Genomic DNA, 20,722 nt, shown 5'->3' with positions numbered 1-20,722 from the left:
TCAGGGCGCGTCATGGCAGACGGCTTCGATGTTGTGCCCGTCGGGGTCACGCACGAAAGCACCGTAGTAGTTCGGGTGGTAGTGCGGGCGCAGGCCCGGCGGGCCGTTGTCGGTGCCGCCGGCTTCGATCGCGGCACGGTAGAAAGCATCGACGAGCGAGCGGCTGTCTGCACGAAAGGCGACGTGGATGGTCGGCTGGTTGGCCTGGCCCTCGTGGATCCAGAAGTCCGGCTTGGGCGCGACACCGAAGCCCGCGACGCCGATGCCGCCGGTGTGCACCCGCGGCACCTCCATCAGCATCGTGTAGCCCAGGGGAGCCAGGGCCTGGGTGTAGAAGCGCTTGCTGCGCTCGTAGTCGCTGACGGCCAGTCCGGTGTGATCGATCATGCTGCCTCCAGGGATGCGATGGGACAGCGATCGTAGCGGCGGCAGCCAGCGTGAATCTCAGTTGAAGTAGGGGTCGTGGGCCAGGGCCTTGAAGGCCTCCAGGCCCTGGCCTTGCAGCATGTATCCGGAGCCGCCGTAGCCGGGCTCCTCGCGCTTGAGCTTGCCCTGGTTCTGCCACCAGCAGAAGGCCTTGATCTGCGGATGCGCCTTGAGGAACTCGCGTGCGCCCTGCAGCCACAGCGCCTGGGGATCGGGGTTCTGGCGCGGGTCGTTCACCGCGCCCGTCTCGGACACCATCAGCGGCTTGCCCATGTTCTCGGTGGCCTTCACGAAGGCCAGCATGCCCGGGTCGGTGGCGAAGGACTTCGCCTGCCTGCCCTTGTTGTAGTTGTCGATGCCTATCCAGTCGACGTAGTCGTTGCCCGGATAGAACAGCTTCCAGTAGCCGCCTTCGTAGGCCTTGTGCCCGGGGGCCCAGACCCACTCGACGTTCGTCGCCCCCGCCTTGCGGAAGACGTCGACCACGTGCTTCCAGGCGGCCACGTACTTGGCCGCGGCGGCGTTCAGGTTGCTCTTGACCTTGAAGCCGGTGAAGCAGGTGTTCTCCTCGTTGTTGGTCATCTCGTAGTTGAAGCGCACCATGATCGCCGGCGGCCCGAGCGCCTTGACCTGCTCCGCCTGCTTGCGCAGTTGCGCGTCGTGCTTGCCCGCGACGATGTCATCGCCCGTGGCACAGCCGCCACCCGGGTTGCTGCGCGCAAAGACGATGCGCCACGACAACATGCTCCGCCGGCCGTTGGCGCGATCCCAGCGGACGCGATCGGCATCGGGGAACAGCGCCCAGTCCTCGTGGTCGTTGTCTATCGCCATCTTGCGGCCGACCATCTTCTCGAAGGCTTCGAACTTCTCCTTCGAATTCGGATCGTGCTGCGAGCCGACATGCACGCCCAGCATCACGCCGGGCCAGGCGGCCGGGCACGCCAGCGAGCACGCGGCAGCAACAAGCATCGTCATCCGGTTCATGGTGAGCTCCTGCGACAAGGCAACAGCCTGCGGGCGGAGGATGGGCAGCAATCGACGCGCCCGCGAAAGCCTCAACCCGCGGTCGGCGTCGGCGTGAAAGGCCACGGGGCCGCATGGCCCTGCGCCGGCGCCAGGGCCTGCAGCACCTCGTGCAGCGGCCGGTTGCTGCTGGCGCGCATCTCGCCCTGCTCCAGGGCCTGCAAGGGCGCCGCTTGCGCGCTGGCCTGCAGGGTCTCCGGCCGCGCGGTCTCGGTGGCGTGCAGGCCCACCCAGCAGTCGCGCCCGGCCCGCTTGGCGGTCAGCAATCCCAGGTCGGCCAGGCGCACCACGTCCTGCCAGTTCAGGGCGTGGGGGCGCCGCGGCAGGTAGGGCAGGCAGGCGAATCCCACCGAGCAGGTGATCGTCAGCAGGCTGCCATCGTCCAGCTCGAACGGCTTGTCGGCGATCACGCAGCGGATGCGCTCGGCCAGCTCCTCGGCGCGCTTGCGATCGGTGTCGCGCGCCACCGCGAGGAACTCCTCGCCGCCCCAGCGCACCAGCGGGTCGGACTCCCTCAGCACCGAGCGCAGGCGCCGGCTGAACTCCACCAGCACCGCGTCGCCGGCAGCATGGCCGTGCAGGTCGTTGACCCGCTTGAAGTGGTCGGCGTCGACGACGTAGAAGACGCTGTCGGTGTCGGCCGGCAGGCCTCCGGCGGCGCGAGTCTCCTGCGCGCGGCGCAGGCTGGCGGCGATGTCCTGCTCGATGTGTTCGGTGAGGAAACGCCGGTTGTGCAGGCCGGTCAGGGGGTCGGTGATGCTGCTGCGCTCCAGGATGAGCGACTTGTCCTTCAGCGCCAGGTGCAGCGCCTCCAGCTCCGCCGTGCGCTCGCGGACCTTGCGCTCGAGCTCGGCCTGGCGCGCCCGCAGCAGGCGGGTACGCACCTGGACCACCGCCACCACCAGCGCCAGGCCCGCCAGGGCCGCGACCGCGCGGAACCACATCGTCTGGTGCCATGCCGGCATCACGCGCACCGGCAGCGCGAGGGCCTGCTCGCTCCACAGCCCGTCGCGGTTGGAGCCGCGCAGCAGCAGCTGGTAGCGACCCGGCGGCAGGTTGGTGTAGGCGGCCAGGCGCCGCGAGGCATCGGTGTCTGTCCAGTCCTTGTCGAAGCCCTCGAGCTTGTAGGCGTAGCGGTTGAGCTCGGGCGCCGAGAAGTCGATGGCCGAGAACTCGGCCGTCAGGCTGTTGGCGTCCGCCGGCACGACGATGGCGGCATCGCTCGAAGCGGCGGACAGCGCCTGACGAGCGGCCGGGACGCTGCGGCCGCCGACCTTCAGGTCACTGACCACCACCGGCGGCCGGTACGTCCAGGGCTGCACCTCGCCGGGCCGCACGATGGTCAGCCCGCCGGCGGCGCCGAACAGCAGGTCGCCTCGTTCGGTGCGCGCCGCGGCGCCCGTCCAGTAGGTGGCGAAGACGACGCCCTCGGCGCGCCGCATGGAGCGCACCGAAAGGTCCGAGGGTGCTATCACCACCAGACCGTTGTCGGTGCTGACCCAGACCCGGCCCTGCCCGTCCTCCAGCATCGCGTTGACGTTGTAGTCGGGCAGGCCCTGCGCCATCCCCAGCCGGATGACGGCGGCCTTCGGGTCGGCCAGCGGCAGCAGGTCGATGCCTCCCCCGAGCGTGCCTATCCACAGGCGCTGCTGGCCATCCCAATGCAGCGAAGTGACGAAGCCGGCCACCAGGCCGCGCTCGGCGGCCGGCCCCGGCAGGTAGCGCGCGACGACGCCGCCCCGGCGCTTGTCCACCACGTTCAAACCGTTGCGTGTGCCGACCCACAGCTGGCCATCGGGCCCGAGCGCCAGCACCACCACGCGCTCGTCGCTCAGGCCTTTCCCCGGCTCGCGCAGCCAGGGTTCGGCCAGGCCGCTTCGCAGGTCCATCCGCCACAGGCCGTCGTCCTGTCCGCCTATCCACAGGGTGTCGGCCTCGACCTTCAGGGCCCACACCGCCAGCGCCGGGTCGCGGCCGGCCAGGTGCACGCGGCTGACCTGCCTTCCGTCGGCGCTGGCCCGGTACAGGCCGCGCCGGGTGCCGATGAAGACGCTGCCGTCGGGCGCGCGCTCCATCGCCAGCACCATGCTGTCTGGCAGGGCGCCTTCGGGCCGTGAAGGATCCGGCCGCAGCGCCGTCACGCGGACGCCTTCGGCATCGACGATCTCGATGCCCGACTGGTGGGTGCCGAGCCAGACCCGCTCGCCCGGCATGGGCAGGATCCAGCTGACCTCCGTCCCGGTGCGCTCGCCCTGGACCGCGCCGGCGGTGCCGAAGCGCGTGGTGATCGCCGTCTGCCTCGGGTCGACCCGGCTGACGCCCTTGTCGGTGGCGACCCAGACCAGCCCCGAGCGGTCGCGGTACAGGTCGTGCAACGCCGCCTCGGGCAGGCTGGCGGCCCAGTTCGGCACGTTGCGGATGCGGCGCAGCAGCCCCTGGTCCAGGTCGACGGTCAGGATGGAGCGGTCTTCCATGCCCAGCCACATCTCGCCCGGTTTGGCCTCGACCATCAACCGGGCCGTCTGCTCGCGCAGCGTAGACAGCTCGTCCAGGTGGCGCACCGACGCGCCGGGCGCCGGGCTGGCGATCACGAACACCCCGTGCTCGCGGCTGCCGACCCAGATGCGGCCCGCCTGGTCCTGGCCGAGGGACACCGTCCTGACCACGTCGCCACGCGGCGAGGGGAGCAGGACAGGCGCGAAGCGCGGCTGCGTCGCCCCGCGCCGGAACAGCCCGGCCGGCGTGCCGGCCCAGAGGTTGCCCTGGCGGTCGTGCAGCAGCGAGTTGGGTGCCGCGCCCACCAGGCCGAGGGACGTGGCAGCCTGCACGATGCGCCCGGTCACGCGGTCGACGTGGTCGAGCCCGGCATCGGTGGCCACCCACAGGCCCTGCGCGCCGTCGTCGACGATGGCGCGTACGTTCACGTGCGACAGCCCCTGCGGCCCGACCGGGTAGGTCACGAAGCCGTCGGTCGCCGGGTCGTATCGCACCAGGCCGGCGCTGCCCGTGCCAATCCACAAGTTGCCCTCGGGGTCGCGGTGCAGGGTGCGAACGTAGCTGTCCGGCAGCGCGCCGGGGGTGAGGCGATCGGCGAGGTAGACGCGGAAGCGATAGCCGTCCCAGCGCACCAGGCCGCCATAAGTGCCCACCCAGAGGAAGCCGGCACCGTCCTCGCACACCGCATTGGCGATCTCGTGCGGCAGGCCGGAGTCGCGCGTCAGGTGCTGGAAGGGCGTGTCGGCCGGATCCGTCCACCGGCTCGCCGCGGCCGCGACGCTCGCCCCCAGGGCTGCGGCCAGCAGCAGGGCACAGCGGAGCATGAACCGCGCGAGGGGCAAGGGGAGGGACAGCGTCACTTCGGTGGCAGGGGGCCGGCACGCCCGCACGGGGTGATTCTCCCCGAAGGCTGCGCCGCGCCGCGTGGCGGAATCCCGACTTCGGCGGCCGGGGTCTGCGGCGGCTTCAACGCCGGGCCTGCGCCTGCAGCCAGTCGTCGATCCGCTTTTCGAGCGCCGTCAGCGGCACCGAGCCCGTGGCCAGGACCGCGTCGTTGAAGGCGCGCAGGTCGAAGCGCTCACCCAGGCGCTGCTCGGCGCGCCGGCGCAGCTCGCTGATCTTCAGCTGGCCGATCTTGTAGGCCAGGGCCTGGCCGGGATCGCCTATGTAGCGGTCGATCTCGTTGACGATGTCGAGCTCGGCCTTGGGGGAGTGGTCCTTGAAGTAGTCGATGGCCTGCTCGCGGCTCCAGCCCTTGGCGTGCATGCCGGTGTCGACCACCAGCCGCACCGCGCGCCACATCTCGTAGGCCAGCTGGCCGAAGCGCTCGTACGGGTCGTCGTAAAGGCCCATGTCGTAGCCGAGCTGCTCGGCATACAGGGCCCAGCCCTCGCCGTAGGCGACGAAGTAGGCGGTCTTGCGGAACATGGGCAGGCCGTCGAGCTCCAGCGCGCGGGCGAACTGCGTGTGGTGGCCGGGCACCGCCTCGTGCAGCGTCAGGGCGAGCATCTCCCAGCGCGGGCGCGACTCCGGCTGGTAGGTGTTGGCGTAGAACCAGGCCGGGCGGCTGCCGTCGAAGGCGCCGCCGGTGTAGTAGCCGGCGGTGGCCGCCGGGGCGGCTTCAGGCGGGACCGGGCGCACGCCATAGGGCATGCGGGGCAAGACGTGGAAGATGCGCGCCAGCTCGGGGTCGATGCGCTTGGCCACGGCGCGGTAGTCCTGCAGCACGGCCTCGGGCGTGGTGTCGAAGAACCTGGGGTCGGTGCGCAGGAAGCGGAAGAAATCCTGCCGGCTGCCGGTGTAGCCGATCTCGGCCTGCAGCTTGTCCATGGCCGTGCGCAGGCGGGCCACCTCCTTCAGGCCGACCTCGTGGATCTGCTCGATCGTGAGGTCGGTGGTCGTGTTCAGGCGGGCTCGCCAGGCATACCAGGCAGCGCCGTCGGGCCGGTCGCTGGCGGCTATCGAGGTGCCGGCATGGGGAAGGTACTCGTCGCGCACGAAGGCCAGCAGCCTGCGGTAGGCCGGCACCACGCCTTCGCGGATGTGCCGCGCGGCCTCGGTCGCCAGCGCCTGCCTTTCGGGGCCGGCAATGCGCTCGGGCATGCGCTTGAACGGCCGGTAGAACGGACTGGCCGCCGGGTCCTCGACGATCTGCGCGGCGATCTGCGCCGGCACCCGCTCCATCAGCACCTTGGGCATCACCTGGCCGGTGCGCAGGCCCTCGCGCATCAGCACGATGACCTGGTCGACCATCGCCGGCAAGGCGGCGAGCCGCGCCAGGTAGCGGCGGTAGTCGGCCGTCTTCTCGAACGGCATGATGTCGGCGATCTCGGCCAGCAGCTGCACGCCCGTGCGCTGGCTGATCGGCGCCAGGTACTCGCGAAAACGCTGACCCTCGATGCGCCGCTCGAGCTGCCAGGCCATGGTGTCGTAGTCGAGCTGGTCGGCGGCAGGCAGCGAGCGGCGGTCGATGCGGCGCAGCTGGTCGAGCGCCGCGCGATCGGCCTTCTCGCTGGCGGCGATGGCGGCCAGGCTGAGGTCGCTCCAGCGGTCGTCGTAGCGGGTGTCGCCCTGGTAGGTGGCCGCCTCGGGCGTCTCGCGCAGGTTGCGCTCCCATTCGGCTTCGAACAGCGCGTGCAGGGCCCGGGTGGAGGCCTGGCCCCGGCGTTCGGCGGCGAACGCCGGGGCGCTGGCCAGCGCGGCGGCCAGCGAGAGGACCAAGAGACCGAAACGCCAGTTCATCGAGCCCCTCCCGCCGCCGCAAAGCGGGCGATGTTAGCTGGCTACCATCGCCGGATGCCTATCCCCGAAAACACGAGTCCGTCCTCTCTTTGCGATGTCGCCGGCCTGAAAGTCGGCCACTGCACCGACCCGCGCCGGCCCACCGGCTGCAGCGTGGTGCTTTGCGAAGCCGGAGCGGTCGGCTCGGTCGACGTGCGCGGCGGCGCCACCGGAACCCGCGAAACCGCGCTGCTGGCGCCCGGCGCCCTGGTGGACCGCGTGCACGCCGTGCTGCTGACCGGCGGCAGCGCCTTCGGGCTCGAGGCGGCCGGCGGCGTCATGCGCTGGCTGGAGGAGCGCGGCCACGGCCTGCCGGTCGGTCCGACGCGGGTGCCGATCGTGCCGGCCGCGGTCCTGTTCGACCTCTGGATCGGCGATGCGTCGATCCGGCCAGATGCAGGTGCAGGCTATGCGGCGTGCGACTCGGCAAGCGCCGGTCCACCGGCCGAGGGCAGCGTCGGCGCCGGGGCCGGGGCGACGGTGGGCAAGCTGTTCGGCTTTGCGCATGCGATGAAGGGCGGCATAGGCACGGCGTCGGTGCGAGTGGGCCGCCACACGGTCGGTGCGCTCGTCGCGGTGAATGCACTCGGCGACGTCGTCGATCCGGCCAGTGGCCGGCTGGTCGCCGGGGCGCGAGATCCCCTCGGGCTCGGGATGCGTGACAGCGTGGCAGCGCTCACCCGGGGCGAAGGGCCTGCGGCGATCATGGCCGGCAGCGCCACGACGATAGGCGTCGTCGCCACCGACGCCGCGCTGGACAAGGCCGACGTGCAGCGCCTGGCCGCCATGGCGCAGGCCGGGCTGGCCCGCTGCATCGCGCCGGTGCACACCCAGCTGGACGGTGACCTGCTGTTCGGCCTGGCCACGAGTGCGGTACCCGGGCGGGTCGATCCCATGGGCCTCACGGTGCTGGGCGCGCTGGCCGCGGAGGCGGTCGTGCAGGCCGTCCTGCGCGCGGTTCGAGCCGCCACCGGGTTGCCGGGACTGCCGGCGGCCCGCGAGCTGGGAGGCGTGGCATGAAGCTCGCGCAAATCCTTTTCACCCAAGGCTTCGGCACCCGCCGGGTGTGCGCCGGCCTGGTCGATGCCGGCCTGGTGCGCTGCAAGGGCGAGGTGGTGGACGACCCGCAAGCCGAGTTCGAGACCGACGGCCTGGTGCTGGAGGTCGAAGGCCGCGAGTGGCCCTACCAGGCCCGGGCGCTGGTCCTGCTGCACAAGCCCTCCGGCTACGAATGCTCCCAGAAGCCGCGCCACCACCCGAGCGTGATGACGCTCTTGCCGGGGCCGCTTCGCCAGCGCGGCGTGCAGGCCATCGGCCGGCTGGACGAGGACACCACCGGCCTGCTGCTGCTGACCGACGACGGCGCGCTGATCCACCGCCTGACCTCGCCGAAGAAGCACGTGCCCAAGGTCTACGAGGTCGGCTGCAAGCACGCCGTGACGGCAGACCAGGTCGAGCGCCTGCTGGCCGGCGTGGTGCTCGACGACGATCCGGCCCCGGTGCGCGCCGCCGCGTGCGAGGCGGTGGGCGAGCGGGGGATCCGGCTCACCCTGACCGAAGGCAAGTACCACCAGGTCAAGCGCATGGTGGCGGCGGTGGGCAACCGCGTCGAAACGCTGCACCGCAGCGCCTTCGGACCGCTCACCCTGCCCGACGACCTCGCGCCCGGGCAGTGGCGCTGGGTGGATCCGCTCAGTTTCGGTTGAGCGCCGACCTATCATCGGGACCCCATGCGAATCCTCCGCGGCCTGCACCATCCTCACGCCCTGCCCGGCCCCGGCTGCGCCCTGACCATAGGCAACTTCGATGGCGTGCATCGCGGCCACCAGGCCATGCTGGCGCTGCTGAACAGCGAGGCGAAGCACCGCGGCCTGCGCAGCTGCGTGATGACCTTCGAGCCCCATCCGCGCGACTTCTTCGCCGCCAGGGCGGGGACGCCCGAGAAGGCACCCGCCCGCATCGCCACCCTGCGCGACAAGCTCGGCGAGCTGGCCCGCTGCGGCGTGGACGACGTCGTCATCCTGCGCTTCGACGAAGCCCTCGCCTCGCTGCCCGCGGCGGATTTCATCCAGCAGATGCTGGTCGACCGGCTGCATGCCCGCTACGTGCTGGTGGGCGACGACTTCCGCTTCGGCGCCCGCCGCGCCGGCGACTACGCCCTGCTCGATGCCGCCGGCGCCCAGCTGGGCTTCGACGTCGCCCGCATGCTGAGTTACGAGGTCCACGGCATCCGTGTCTCCAGCTCGGCCGTGCGCGAGGCGCTGGCCGCGGGCGACATGGAGCGCGCCGCCACCCTGCTGGGCCGGCCGTATGCCGTCACTGGCCACGTCGTCCATGGCCGCAAGCTGGGCCGGGAGCTGGGCTTTCGCACCCTGAACCTGCGCTTCCCGTTCAAGCGGCCGGCGGCGCTCGGCATCTTCGTCGTGCGGGTGCACGGCCTGGGCGACGAGGCGCTGGCGGGCGTGGCCAGCCTGGGCGTGCGTCCGACCGTGGAGGACGCGGGCCGCGTGCTGCTCGAGACGCACTGCCTGGACTGGCCCGCCCACTTCGGCCCCGAGGCCGGCTACGGCGAGCTGATCTCAGTGGAGCTGCTGCACAAGCTCCACGACGAGCGGCGCTATGAATCGCTCGAGGCGCTGCGCGCCGGCATCGCCCAGGACGAGGCCGACGCGCGCGCCTGGTTCGCCGCGCAAGGCGCCACCGCCTAGCTAGCGCGGCCTGAGCACCGGCTGGCGCCGGCCCTCGAACCAGGTCAGCAGCAGTTCCTTCAGCGGCCCCTTCTGCCGCTCGATCGCCGTGCCGACCAGGCACACCGCCGTCAGGACGCCGCCCGCGACGAAGGCCGCCCGGTACTCCTGCATGCCCGCCACCGGCGTGAGGGCCGCGAAGAACTGCAGCAGCGGGTAATGCAACAGGTACAGGGAGAAGGTGAGCCCCGCCGCGAAGCGGATCGGCCGCTCCAGCAGGCCCGGCAGGCGCCGCAGGTGTGGCGCCAGGGCCGAGGCACCGATGAAATGCAGGGCCACGCAGATGCCTATCAGGTAACTCGACAGGAACTTGCGCGACCAGGCGAGCTTGTCGTAGAGGATGTCCGTGCCCAGCCACTCGCGGCTGAGCTCGAGCAGGTGGTCGGGCCCGTCGTTGAGGCGGAACACGAGGTACAGGGCCGCCGAGCCGATCATCAGCGTCAGGCCCTGCCCCGCGCCCAGTCGCGACCGCGTGGTCTCACGGTAGGCCCAGACCCCGAGCAGCCACACCGGCATCAGCAGCAGGATCTTCGGGCCGATCACCAGGCACACCACCGTCACCGCCACGTAGCGCACATGCCCGCGCAGGAAGTGCGCCGCGGCGAACAGCGCGTAGTACCAGGGCTCGTAGCCCAGCGACCAGAAAGGCCCGTTCGAGAAGGGCCGCGTGTACGAGAACCACAGCTCGTTGGTGAAGGTCAGGCCGGCGAGCACCCGCTGCAGCGGCTGGTCGTACTCGTACCAGCGGCCGCTGTACAGGCTCGGATCGAACACCGAGCCGGCGGCATCCAGGGTGATGGTCAGGATCAGCGCCGGCACCACCACCGAGTACAGCCGGGCCAGCCGGCTCGCGGCGTACTCCGTCAGCGTGCGCTCCTTGGTCGTGACCACATGCGCGATCACGAAGCCCGACAGGACGAAGAACACCATCACGGCGTCGTTGCCCAGATCCTTGAAACGCCAGAGGAACGGCAGCCCGCCCGTGAACCTCTGGTAGTTCGCATGGACGACGAAGACCATCAACGCCGTCAGGAAGCGCACGAGGTCGAGGTAGATCGAGAGGTTGCGGTTCAATGAATCATCCTTGTGGCAACAAGCCCGGCCTGTCCTCGAGCCGACGAATCGCCTCGGGCGGCCGGGTGGGTCTGGTGCCTCCTCCTGGCCGCGGATTCTCCCGAGCGAACCCGGAAACACCTGGCCGATGAGCTGCAAGTGCTGGATCAAGCCGTAAGTTCCTCGCCAGCGAGCCGCCGGCAGGCAGCGAGCCCCCGGGCGCTTAGAATCGACCGATGGCCTCCTCCCGCGCCCGCTCCGTGCAGACCTTGCGCCTCTCACAAGGCCATGCCTGCACGCGCCGGCAGACCACGCGGGATCGAATTCAGCGCCTCGCCTGACGCGGCCGTCGCCCGCGTCCACGAGCCCGGCGCGCAGGCCGCGCGCCGCCAGCACTGCCCCCACGCGCCACCCACGAGCGCGCCCCAGCCATGACCGACGCCACCCCTGACTACCGCAGCACGCTGAACCTGCCCGACACGCCCTTCCCGATGCGGGGCGACCTCGCCAAGCGCGAGCCGGGCTGGATCCAGCAGTGGGAAGAACAAGGCACCTACAAGCGCCTGCGCGAGGCCCGCTGCGGCGCGCCCAAGTTCATCCTGCACGACGGCCCGCCCTACGCCAACGGCCAGATCCACATGGGCCACGCCGTGAACAAGGTGCTCAAGGACATGATCGTCAAGGCCCGCCAGCTGGCCGGCTTCGACGCGCAGTACGTGCCCGGCTGGGACTGCCACGGCCTGCCGATCGAGAACGCGATCGAGAAGAAGCACGGCCGCAACCTGAGCCGGGACGACATGCAGGCCAAGAGCCGCGCCTATGCCACCGAGCAGATCGCGCAGCAGATGACCGACTTCAAGCGCCTGGGCGTGCTCGGCGACTGGGACCGGCCCTACCGCACCATGGATTTCGCCAACGAGGCCGGCGAGATCCGCGCGTTCAAGCGCGTCATCGAGCGCGGCTTCGTCTACCGCGGCCTGAAGCCCGTCTACTGGTGCTTCGACTGCGGCTCCTCGCTGGCCGAGTTCGAGATCGAGTACGCCGACAAGAAGAGCCAGACGCTGGACGTGGCGTTCCTGTGCGCCGAGAACGACCGCCTCGCCGCCGCGTTCGGCCTGCCTTCCCTCGCCGGCGACGCCTTCGCGGTGATCTGGACCACGACGGCCTGGACGATCCCGGCCAACCAGGCGCTGAACCTCAACCCGAAGATCGAGTACGCGCTAGTCGAGACGCCGAAGGGCTTCCTGGTGCTGGCCGCCGTGCTGGTCGAGAAGTGCCTGGCGCGCTTCGGCCTCGAAGGCAGGGTGGTCGCCACCACGCTGGGCGAGAACCTCGGCGGCATCCACTTCAAGCATCCGCTGGCCCACGTCGACGCGGGCTATGACCGCCTGAGCCCGATCTACCTGGCCGACTACGCGACCGCGGACGACGGCACCGGCATCGTGCACTCCTCGCCCGCCTACGGCGTGGACGACTTCAACTCGTGCATGGCGCACGGGATGAACTACCACGACATCCTCAACCCGGTGCAGGGCAACGGCTCGTATGCACCCACCTTCCCGCTGTTCGGCGGCCAGAACATCTGGAAGGCGGTGCCGGTCATCATCGACACGCTGAAGGCCTCGGGCCGGTTGATGGCCACCGAGACCATCACCCACAGCTACCCGCACTGCTGGCGCCACAAGACACCGGTGATCTACCGCGCCGCGGCGCAGTGGTTCATCCGCATGGACGAGGGCCAGGGCGTGTTCACCAAGGACAAGTCGCCCAAGACCCTGCGCCAGATCGCGCTGGACGCGATCGACCAGACCGGCTTTTTCCCCGAGAACGGCCGGGCGCGCCTGCGCGACATGATCGCCAACCGGCCCGACTGGTGCATCTCGCGCCAGCGCAGCTGGGGCGTGCCCCTGCCCTTCTTCCTTCACAAGGATTCGGGCGAGCTGCATCCGCGCACGATGGAGATCCTCGACCAGGCCGCCGACATCGTCGAGAAGGGCGGCATCGAGGCCTGGAGCCGCGTGACCGCCGAAGAGATCCTCGGCCCGGTCGATGCGCCGAGCTACACCAAGAGCGCCGACATCCTGGAGGTGTGGTTCGACTCCGGCTCGACCTTCCGCCACGTGCTGCGCGGCACCCATGCGAAGAACGAGGCCGGCACGCCGGGCTTCCACGAGCAGGGGCCGGAGGCCGATCTCTACCTCGAAGGCCACGACCAGCACCGCGGCTGGTTCCACTCGTCGTTGCTGATCGCCTGCGCGCTGGAGGGCCGCGCGCCCTACCGCGGCCTGCTGACCCACGGCTTCACGGTGGACAGCCAGGGCCGCAAGATGAGCAAGTCACTCGGCAACGGCATCGAGCCGCAAGCCGTGAGCCAGAAGCTCGGCGCCGAGGTCATCCGCCTGTGGGTCGCCGCCAGCGACTACTCGGGCGACATCGCGGGCGATGACAAGATCCTGGCCCGCGTGGTGGATGCCTACCGCCGCATCCGCAACACGCTGCGCTTCCTGCTGGCGAACGTGAGCGATTTCGACCCCACGGCCGACGCCGTCTCCGGCGATGAGCTGCTCGAGATCGACCGCTATGCCCTGGCCCGCTGCAGCGAGCTGCAAGGCGAGATCCTCAAGCACTTCACCGCCTACGAGTTCCATCCGGTGGTCTCGAAGCTGCAGGTCTACTGCTCGGAGGACCTGGGCGCGTTCTACCTCGACGTGCTCAAGGACCGTCTCTACACCACGGCGCCGAAGAGCCTGGCGCGGCGCAGCGCCCAGACCGCGCTGTGGCACATCACCCAGGCCATGCTGCGCTGGATGGCGCCCTTCCTCAGCTTCACCGCCGAGGAGGCGTGGCAGGTGTTCGCCCACGGGACGCCGTCGAAGCAGACCATCTTCACCGAGACCTACTGGCCGCTGCCCACGCCGGACGGCGCCCTGCTGGCCCGCTGGACGAGGCTGCGCGAGATCCGCGACCTGGCCAACAAGGAGATCGAAGCGGTGCGCACGACGGGCGCCGTCGGGGCCTCGCTGCAAGCCACGCTGACCATCACCGCCCCGCACGACGACGCGGTGCTGCTGCGTTCGCTGGGCGAGGACCTGCGCTTCGTCACCATCACTTCGGCCGTGCAGGTGGTCGATGGCACGGTGCTCTCGGTCATCGTCTCGCCCAGCTCGGCCCGCAAGTGCGAGCGCTGCTGGCACTACCGCGAGGACGTCGGCCGCGACGCCGCCCATCCCACCATCTGCGGCCGCTGCGTGAGCAACCTGCACGGCGCGGGCGAGACCCGGGTGGTGGCCTGATGGCAGCGCGTCGTTCGTCGGGCTCCGCAGCGTCGTCCGGCCCGGGCCTGTGGATCTGGCTCGGGCTCGCCCTGGTCGTCATCCTGCTGGACCAGTTCAGCAAGACGCTGATCCTGGGCGACTTCAACTACGGCGAGAGCCGGGTCGTGACCTCGTTCTTCAACGTCGTCCGGGTGCACAACACCGGCGCGGCCTTCAACTTCCTGGCCGACTCCTCGGGCTGGCAGCGCTGGTTGTTCGTCGGGTTGGGCATCGTGGCCTCGGCGGTGATCGTGTGGATGCTGAAGAAGCATCCCCTGCAGAAGCTTTTCTGCTTCGCGATCGCGATGATCCTGGGCGGCGCCCTGGGCAACGTGATCGACCGGCTGATGCACGGCTACGTCGTCGACTTCATCCAGCTGCACTACGCCGGCCGCGCGTTCCCGTCCTTCAACCTTGCCGACAGCGCCATCACGCTGGGCGCCATCTGCCTGGTCCTGGACGAGCTGCTGCGCGTGCGCCGGAGCTGAACACTCGTCCAATGCCCCCGCCCCACACTGGGGCGAGGAGACACTCATGGACGACAAGACCCTCCCGCGCCGGCAACTGCTGCTGGGTGCCCTGGGCAGCGCGGCCCTCGCCACGGCGCCCGCCTTGCGCGCACAAGGCCGCGGCGAAGTGCTGCTGGGGCAATCCGCCGTCCTCAGCGGGCCGCTGGGCAAGACCATCACGGCCCTGAACCAGGGCATGCAGCTGGCGCTGGACCAGGCCAATGCCGCCGGCGGCGTCCATGGCCAGGCGCTGCGCCTGATCTCGCTCGACGACGAGCTGAAACCGGACAAGGCCGTCGCCAACTACAAGGCGCTGGCGACTCAACACCGTGTCAGCGCCTTCCTGGGCTGTGTCGGATCGGGCACCACCGCGGCCGCCGCCGACACCCTGCGCGAGACCGGCCTGCCCAGCTTCGGCGGCTATGCCGTAGGCGATGGCGCACGCGCCAAGGCCAAGGGGGCGGCGTACTTCGTGCGCGCCACCTACGGCCGCGAGGCCGAAGTGCTGGTGAACCACCTGCTGACGCTGGGCATCGACAAGATCGCCGTGGCCCACCTGGCCAACCCCGGCGGCGATGAAGTGGTGCGCTCGGTGTCGACGCTGCTCGAGTCGCGGCAAGTGAAGCTGCGCGGCGCGGGCGCCGTGGCCAACGACGGTGCCAACGTCGCCGAGGTGGGCCGCGCGCTGGCCGCCCAGGCACCGCAGGCGGTCATCCTCTTCCTCAATGCCGGGCTCACGGCCGGGCTGATGGATGCCATCCTGCAGACCGGTCACCGGCCGGGCTTCTACGGCATGTCGATCGTGGCCGGCGACGCGGTCGCCTCGATCATCGGCTCGAAGGCTCGCGGCCTGGTCGTGGCCCAGGCCGTCCCCTATCCCTGGTCGGAGGTCGAGCCGGTGGCACTGGAGTACCGGCGCTTGTGCACGGCCCGGAAGGCCCCGCCGAACTACACGAGCTTCGAGGGTTACCTCAACGCCACGCTGTTCATCGGCGCCTTGCGCGCGGCGGCGGACATGAGCCCGGTGCGCCTGCACGCCGCCATCCGCGGCATCCACACGCGCCTGGCGGGCATGAACGTGGATTTCAACGACCACGACCCGAGCGGCTCGAAGTTCATCGAGCTCGTCCAGGTCGCGGACGGCGGGCGCTTCGTCCGCTGACGGCCTCAGGTGTTGGCAGCGTCGCCTGCGGGCGACTTGCCGTTGCTCGCGGCCGCAGGCGCGGTCACCTTCAAGGTCTCGCCGTTCAGCGTGACGTGGCTGCCCACGGCCACGGTCTGCGGCTGCGTCACCGTCCGCAGCGAGCCGTCTTCCATCCTCACCTTCACCCGGTAGACGGTCTCGCTCTTGGCGTGCTTCTCGATCGCGTTGCCGGCGAAGCCGCCGCCGATGGCGCCGAGCACCGTCATCGCCGTCTTTCCGCTGCCGGCGCCCATGCGGTTGCCGACGGCGCCACCGACCACACCCCCGGCCACCGCGCCCAGCCCGCTGGCCTTGCCCTGACGCTGCACCGGCTCCACGGCCTCGACGATGCCGCAACTGTTGCAAACCGACACCACGGCCGGCTGGGTAGGCAAGGGTGTGGAGGATGTCGCTGCGCCATTCGTGGGCGATGGCGGCGTGCCTGGCCGCTTCACCGGCGCGACCGCGTGGGCCGGGGGCGCAGCAGCACGCGGCGAAGCGGCCACGGGCGACGGTTTCTGGCCTGGGACGACTGAAGGCGAGGAGGCTGGTGCCTCAGCAGGCAGGGCGGCCTGTTCGGGTGTCGGCTCGGTGGGGCCGCCGGCCAGTGCCATCGGTACCGTAGGCTCCGCTGGAGCGCGGCTTTGCCATGCCAGCGTGGCGCCGAGCGCGGCCACGGTGGCCACGAGCAGGGCGATGACGACCCAGACGGAGCGTGGCCAGGCGGCGCGTGATGCCGGCGGTCGAACGGCGGCGGTAGATGGATGCATGAATGAGCCCTCCGGAGATTGATTGGGAAACTGCTGATCGCAGCGGACCGCTGGAGCGGCCTACCGAGTCAACGTCGATCCTGACGGGCGGACTACGCGCGATGGTTTCCGGATGCTTCGAGCCTGTCGCAGCTCGATCAGGCGTTCAGTCCGTCAGGCCGGATAGACGGCACCGAGAACTCGCGGCCCGAGCGCGCCCGTGGCCCCATGGCGATTGCCGGGCTGGCCCAGGACGGCGCAACGCGCAAGCCACGCGAAGGCCGCCGATTCCACCTCCAGCGGCGGCAGGCCTGCCTCGGCGGTCGAGCCCACGCGGCACGCCGGTAGCAACGCGGACAGTCGAGCCATCAGGTGCGCATTGAATGCACCGCCGCCGCACACCAGCAGCTCGGTGCAGCCAGGCGCCTCGCGCAGCAGCGCGTCGGCCGCCGCGCGTGCAGTGAACTCGGCCAGCGTGGCCTGCACGTCCTGCGGGGCAGCCGCCTCGAAGCCGGTCATCCGCGCGGCCAGCCATTCGAGGTTGAACAGGTCGCGGCCCGTGCTCTTGGGCGCCGGCCGTTGCAGGTAGGGCTCCGCCATCAGCGCCGTCAGCAGGCCGGGCAAGACGCGCCCACCGGCGGCCCAGCGCCCGCCATCGTCGAAGTCGTGGCCGAGGTGTTGCTGCGCCCAATGGTCCATCAAGGCGTTCGCCGGGCCGCAATCGAAGCCACGCACCTGGGCCTGCGGATCGTTCATCGCCGGCAGCAGCGTGAGGTTGGCGATGCCGCCCAGGTTGAGCAAGACCCTGGCGGCATCGGGCCGGCCGAAGACGCGCGCATGGAAGGCCGGCACCAGCGGCGCGCCCTGCCCGCCGGCCGCGACGTCGCGGCTGCGGAAATCGGCGGCCACCGCGATGCCGGTCAGCTCGGCGAGCAGAGCGGGAGCATTGAGCTGCACCGTGTAGCCCGTGCCATCGAACTCGCCCGGCCGGTGACGCACCGTCTGTCCATGCGAACCGATCGCCCGGACCTCTCCGGGCCGAAGACCACCGGCCGCCAGCAGCGCCTGCACCACTTCGGCCTGCTCTCGCGCGAGCGCATTGGCCGCCAGCATGGCGCGGTGCAGTTCGTCTGTTCCGCCCGCGCGATTCAGCGTCAGCAACTCCTCGCGCAGCGCGGGCGCAAAGGGCCGATGCGCATGGGCAAGGACAGCGATCTCATGCCGCGAAGGATCGTCAGGAAAGCGCGCCAGCACGCCATCCACACCGTCCAGCGAAGTGCCGGACATCAAGCCGATGTACAGAGCCATCCGCCTATTGTGTTGTGTTCAGCTCAACGCTCCACCGTTTCGGCCCGCGCCCTGCGCCGCCCGCTCTTAAGGGCGTGTGCGCATCCGGCCCTGCTCACCCGAGCGCGCGAAGCGCCGCTCCCTTCCAGGGCGTGCGCGGATCCGGCTTCGCCGGTCCGCTGCGCGAGCCCCCACGGGGGGCAGGCCCCGGCAGGGGCCGTGGGGGCTAATCGTTCGCGACGCCGCGCAGTTCGTCGGCGGCGAGCAGCTGGGTCTTCAGCCCGGCCGCCAGCTGCAGGAAGCGCGGCTTTTGCGAGGCATCCAGCGCCACCGTCTCTGCCGCCTTGGCTATCTTCAGCGGATCCTGGTGCTGGCCGTTGACGCGGAATTCGAAGTGCAGGTGCGGGCCGGTGGCCCAGCCGGTGGCGCCCACGTTGCCGACGTTCTGGCCCTGATCGACGCGCTGGCCGCGCTGGACGTTGATGCGCGACAGGTGGCCGTAGAGCGTGGAGCGGCCGCCGGCGTGCTGGATCACCACCACGTTGCCGTAGCCGTTCTGCCAGCCGGCGAACTCGACCGTGCCCTCGCCCACCGCCCGCACCGGCGTTCCGGTGGGCGCTCCGTAATCGGTGCCCAGGTGCGCCCGCCAGGTCTGCAGGATCGGGTGGAAGCGCATCGAGAAGCCGGAGGTGACGCGCGAGAACTCCATCGGGCTGGCCAGGAACGCGCGGCGCTTGCTCTCGCCGTTGAAGTCGTAATAGCCGCCCTTGCCGTTGGCGCCGGGATACCAGACGGCCTGGTAGCTCTTGCCCCCGTTGACGAACTCGGCCGCCAGCACGCGGCCGCTGCCCTGGTTCCAGGTGATGGGCTCGCCGTCGGCGGTGAGCGCCTCGTAGACGACCGCGAAGTCGTCGCCCTTGCGCAGCTCGCGGTGGAAGTCGATGTCGGCCGCGAAGATCTCGGCCATCTGCGAGGCGACGGCGTCGGGGATGCCGGCGGTGTCGGTGGCGGCGAAGAGCGAGCTGCGGATCTCGCCGCCGGCCAGCCGCGTGGTCGAGCCGAGCGCCGCCGTCTCCTGCCTCGTGGCGAAGCGGCCGTCCGGACCGCGCTCGATCGTCAGGCGGTTGAAGCGCGAAGGCAGGTTGCTGGCCGCGCCGTCGTCCTCGGCCGGATAGCGGGCAACCAGGCTCTTCAAGCGGCCCTCGTCATCCAGCTCGGCCGACACCATCTTGCCGGGCCGGCCGGTCAGCACGCGCTGGGCGACCCGGTCGCTGCGCAGGAACTGCGCGGCCTCGGCGTCGATCACCCCCAGGCGCTTGAGCAGGCTGTCGGCGGTGTCGCTGGCGCGGGTGTTCTCGCTGCGGCGCAGGTCGATGCCGGCTTCGGCCAGGGCATCGATCTGGGCCGCCAGGCCCTCGGGCTCGACGGCTTCGGTGATCACCCGGCGGGGCAGTTCGGCCGCGTCGGGCGCCAGCGGCGCGATGCCGAAGGCGGTGACGCCGAATCCGGCGAGAGCAAGCGCCAGTGTGGCGGCCAAGCCACGGCGATGGGCGTGGGCGGCGTCTCGCGCGGCCAGGGCCAGGGCGGTCAAGGTGGCGCGGGGGGTGTCGGTCATCGCTTCGATCGGTAACTTGTTTCAGGACAGCCCATCGGCCGACAAAGCCCAACCTTGAGCCGTGACCGGCTGGAGGTGGGGACCAGATATCAAGACCGGAGCGCCCTGGCGAGGCCCGGCCCGTAGAATCCGCCGCTTGGCAGCCACCATCGCGATGGCCCCGGGGCGAACCGGCGCGAGGCGATCCGCGATGGGATCGGAGCCCGCTCCGGGCGTGCGCGCGAGTATAGCCAGGCCCCTACAAACACCATCCCCTGCTTGCAATTTGTGACGACCGTATGCCCGAAAACGCGATCGACGCCCCTCTGACCGAACAGGTCGGGCATGCCCTGGCCGTGAGCCTGCGGGGCTGCCACGAGTTGCTGCCGCAAGCCGACTGGGTCAGGAAGCTGCAGCGCGCCGAGGCGACCGGTCAGCCCTTGCGCATCAAGCTGGGCCTGGACCCGACCGCGCCTGACATCCATCTGGGGCACACGGTGGTGCTCAACAAGATGCGCCAGCTGCAGGACCTGGGGCACCGCGTCATCTTCCTGATCGGCGACTTCACCTCGCTGATCGGCGACCCTTCCGGCCGCAACACGACCCGCCCGCCGCTGACCAAGGAGCAGATCGAGGCGAACGCCCAGACCTACTACCGCCAGGCCAGCCTGGTGCTGGATCCCGAGAAGACCGAGATCCGCTACAACAGCGAATGGAGCGACCCGCTGGGCGCGCGCGGCATGATCGAGCTGGCTGCCAAGTACACGGTGGCCCGGCTGCTGGAGCGCGACGACTTCGCCAAGCGCTTCGCCGCCAACGCGCCGATCTCCGTGCATGAACTGCTCTACCCGCTCATGCAGGGCTACGACTCGGTCGCCCTGAAGAGCGACCTGGAGCTCGGCGGCACCGACCAGAAGTTCAACCTCCTCGTCGGCCGCACCCTGCAAGCCGAGTACGGCCAGGAGCCGCAGTGCATCCTGACCATGCCGCTGCTCGAGGGCCTGGACGGCATCGAGAAGATGTCGAAATCCAAGAACAACTACGTCGGCATCACCGAGCCGGCGAACACCATGTTCGCCAAGATCCTGTCGATCAGCGACGAGCAGATGTGGAAGTGGTTCACCCTGCTGTCCTTCCGCTCGGAAGCCGAGATCGTCAAGCTCAAGGCCGAGGTCGAGGCCGGGCGCAACCCGAAGGACGCCAAGGTGATGCTCGCCAAGGAGATCACCACGCGCTTTCACGATGCGGCGGCGGCCGATGCCGCCGAGGCCGACTTCCAGAACCGCGCCCGCGGCGGCATCCCTGACGAGATCCCCGAGGTCTCGCTGTCGGGAGCGCCATTTGCCATCGGCGCGCTGCTGAAGGCCGCGAACCTGGTGCCCAGCACGACCGAGGGCCTGCGCATGGTCGAGCAAGGGGGGGTCCGCGTCGACGGCGCCGTGGTCTCGGACAAGTCCCTGAAACTTCCAGCCGGTACATTCGTCGTCCAGGTGGGCAAGCGCAAGTTCGCTCGCGTCACCCTCGCTTGATCCAGGCCTTACCCGGCCGTCCCTCCATTCG

The 20,722-nt window shown here is 70.4% G+C and carries 15 protein-coding genes; 7 read left to right on the top strand and 8 right to left on the bottom strand.

Annotated elements, in window-relative coordinates; genetic code table 11:
* From ACS5PM_RS31180 to ACS5PM_RS31165, 4 genes are all read right to left on the bottom strand, one after another.
* Nucleotides 1-387: a VOC family protein gene (locus tag ACS5PM_RS31180; RefSeq protein WP_439391965.1), complete on the bottom strand. Its 387-nt coding sequence runs from the start codon at nucleotides 385-387 to the stop codon at nucleotides 1-3.
* 57 nt (nucleotides 388-444) lie between these two features.
* Nucleotides 445-1,410, bottom strand: a complete 966-nt coding sequence (locus tag ACS5PM_RS31175; RefSeq protein ID WP_439391963.1) for a glycoside hydrolase family 26 protein — start codon at nucleotides 1,408-1,410, stop codon at nucleotides 445-447.
* 71 nt (nucleotides 1,411-1,481) lie between these two features.
* Nucleotides 1,482-4,769, bottom strand: coding sequence for a two-component regulator propeller domain-containing protein (locus ACS5PM_RS31170; RefSeq protein ID WP_439391962.1), 3,288 nt, complete (start codon nucleotides 4,767-4,769; stop codon nucleotides 1,482-1,484).
* Nucleotides 4,770-4,911: 142 nt separating this feature from the next.
* Nucleotides 4,912-6,687 (bottom strand): DUF885 domain-containing protein, encoded by a 1,776-nt coding sequence (locus ACS5PM_RS31165; RefSeq protein WP_439391960.1) that lies wholly within the window; start codon nucleotides 6,685-6,687, stop codon nucleotides 4,912-4,914.
* Nucleotides 6,688-6,741: 54 nt separating this feature from the next.
* Between ACS5PM_RS31165 and ACS5PM_RS31160 the strand changes: the two genes are divergently transcribed.
* The 3 genes from ACS5PM_RS31160 to ACS5PM_RS31150 are packed head-to-tail and all read left to right on the top strand — an operon-like array spanning nucleotide 6,742 to nucleotide 9,434.
* Nucleotides 6,742-7,746, top strand: a complete 1,005-nt coding sequence (locus tag ACS5PM_RS31160) for a P1 family peptidase (RefSeq protein WP_439391959.1) — start codon at nucleotides 6,742-6,744, stop codon at nucleotides 7,744-7,746.
* Complete coding sequence (locus ACS5PM_RS31155; RefSeq protein ID WP_439391957.1) at nucleotides 7,743-8,432, top strand: 16S rRNA pseudouridine(516) synthase; 690 nt, start codon at nucleotides 7,743-7,745, stop codon at nucleotides 8,430-8,432. Before ACS5PM_RS31160 ends, ACS5PM_RS31155 begins: the two co-directional genes overlap by 4 nt.
* 24 nt (nucleotides 8,433-8,456) lie before the next feature.
* On the top strand, nucleotides 8,457-9,434 hold the full coding sequence (locus ACS5PM_RS31150) for a bifunctional riboflavin kinase/FAD synthetase (protein ID WP_439391956.1): 978 nt from the start codon (nucleotides 8,457-8,459) through the stop codon (nucleotides 9,432-9,434).
* Here the strand turns inward: ACS5PM_RS31150 and ACS5PM_RS31145 are convergent, their stop codons facing one another.
* Nucleotides 9,435-10,547: an acyltransferase family protein gene (locus ACS5PM_RS31145; RefSeq protein ID WP_439391955.1), complete on the bottom strand. Its 1,113-nt coding sequence runs from the start codon at nucleotides 10,545-10,547 to the stop codon at nucleotides 9,435-9,437.
* Nucleotides 10,548-10,957: 410 nt separating this feature from the next.
* Between ACS5PM_RS31145 and ileS the strand changes: the two genes are divergently transcribed.
* Genes ileS through ACS5PM_RS31130 form a run of 3 tightly spaced genes read left to right on the top strand, consistent with a single transcriptional unit; the run spans nucleotide 10,958 to nucleotide 15,511 of the window.
* Nucleotides 10,958-13,819: an isoleucine--tRNA ligase gene (gene ileS, locus ACS5PM_RS31140; RefSeq protein ID WP_439391954.1), complete on the top strand. Its 2,862-nt coding sequence runs from the start codon at nucleotides 10,958-10,960 to the stop codon at nucleotides 13,817-13,819.
* Nucleotides 13,819-14,328: a signal peptidase II gene (lspA, locus tag ACS5PM_RS31135; RefSeq protein ID WP_439391953.1), complete on the top strand. Its 510-nt coding sequence runs from the start codon at nucleotides 13,819-13,821 to the stop codon at nucleotides 14,326-14,328. The genes ileS and lspA overlap by 1 nt, the downstream gene beginning before the upstream one ends.
* Before the next feature lie 46 nt (nucleotides 14,329-14,374).
* Nucleotides 14,375-15,511 carry an ABC transporter substrate-binding protein gene (locus ACS5PM_RS31130; RefSeq protein WP_439391952.1) on the top strand — a complete coding sequence of 379 codons (1,137 nt, stop codon included), beginning with the start codon at nucleotides 14,375-14,377 and terminating at the stop codon, nucleotides 15,509-15,511.
* A 5-nt stretch (nucleotides 15,512-15,516) separates the two neighbouring features.
* On the opposite strand, the gene ACS5PM_RS31125 is transcribed toward ACS5PM_RS31130, so the two are convergent.
* From ACS5PM_RS31125 to ACS5PM_RS31115, 3 genes are all read right to left on the bottom strand, one after another.
* Nucleotides 15,517-16,302 (bottom strand): outer membrane lipoprotein, encoded by a 786-nt coding sequence (locus ACS5PM_RS31125; RefSeq protein ID WP_439391951.1) that lies wholly within the window; start codon nucleotides 16,300-16,302, stop codon nucleotides 15,517-15,519.
* A gap of 153 nt (nucleotides 16,303-16,455) precedes the next feature.
* Entirely contained in the window at nucleotides 16,456-17,589 is a 1,134-nt protein-coding gene (locus tag ACS5PM_RS31120; protein ID WP_439391950.1) for an anhydro-N-acetylmuramic acid kinase, read from the bottom strand.
* A 205-nt stretch (nucleotides 17,590-17,794) separates the two neighbouring features.
* Nucleotides 17,795-19,183 (bottom strand): M23 family metallopeptidase, encoded by a 1,389-nt coding sequence (locus tag ACS5PM_RS31115; RefSeq protein ID WP_439391949.1) that lies wholly within the window; start codon nucleotides 19,181-19,183, stop codon nucleotides 17,795-17,797.
* A 278-nt stretch (nucleotides 19,184-19,461) separates the two neighbouring features.
* Here ACS5PM_RS31115 and tyrS point away from each other — a divergent pair, with 278 nt between their 5' ends.
* On the top strand, nucleotides 19,462-20,691 hold the full coding sequence (gene tyrS, locus ACS5PM_RS31110; RefSeq protein WP_439391948.1) for a tyrosine--tRNA ligase: 1,230 nt from the start codon (nucleotides 19,462-19,464) through the stop codon (nucleotides 20,689-20,691).
* Nucleotides 20,692-20,722: the final 31 nt, after the last annotated feature.

It is taken from the genome of Ideonella flava (assembly GCF_051857595.1).
GTDB lineage: Bacteria > Pseudomonadota > Gammaproteobacteria > Burkholderiales > Burkholderiaceae_C > Ideonella.
The sequence above is the reverse complement of the archived record's forward strand: the minus strand, read 5'-3'. Positions and strand labels throughout refer to the sequence as shown.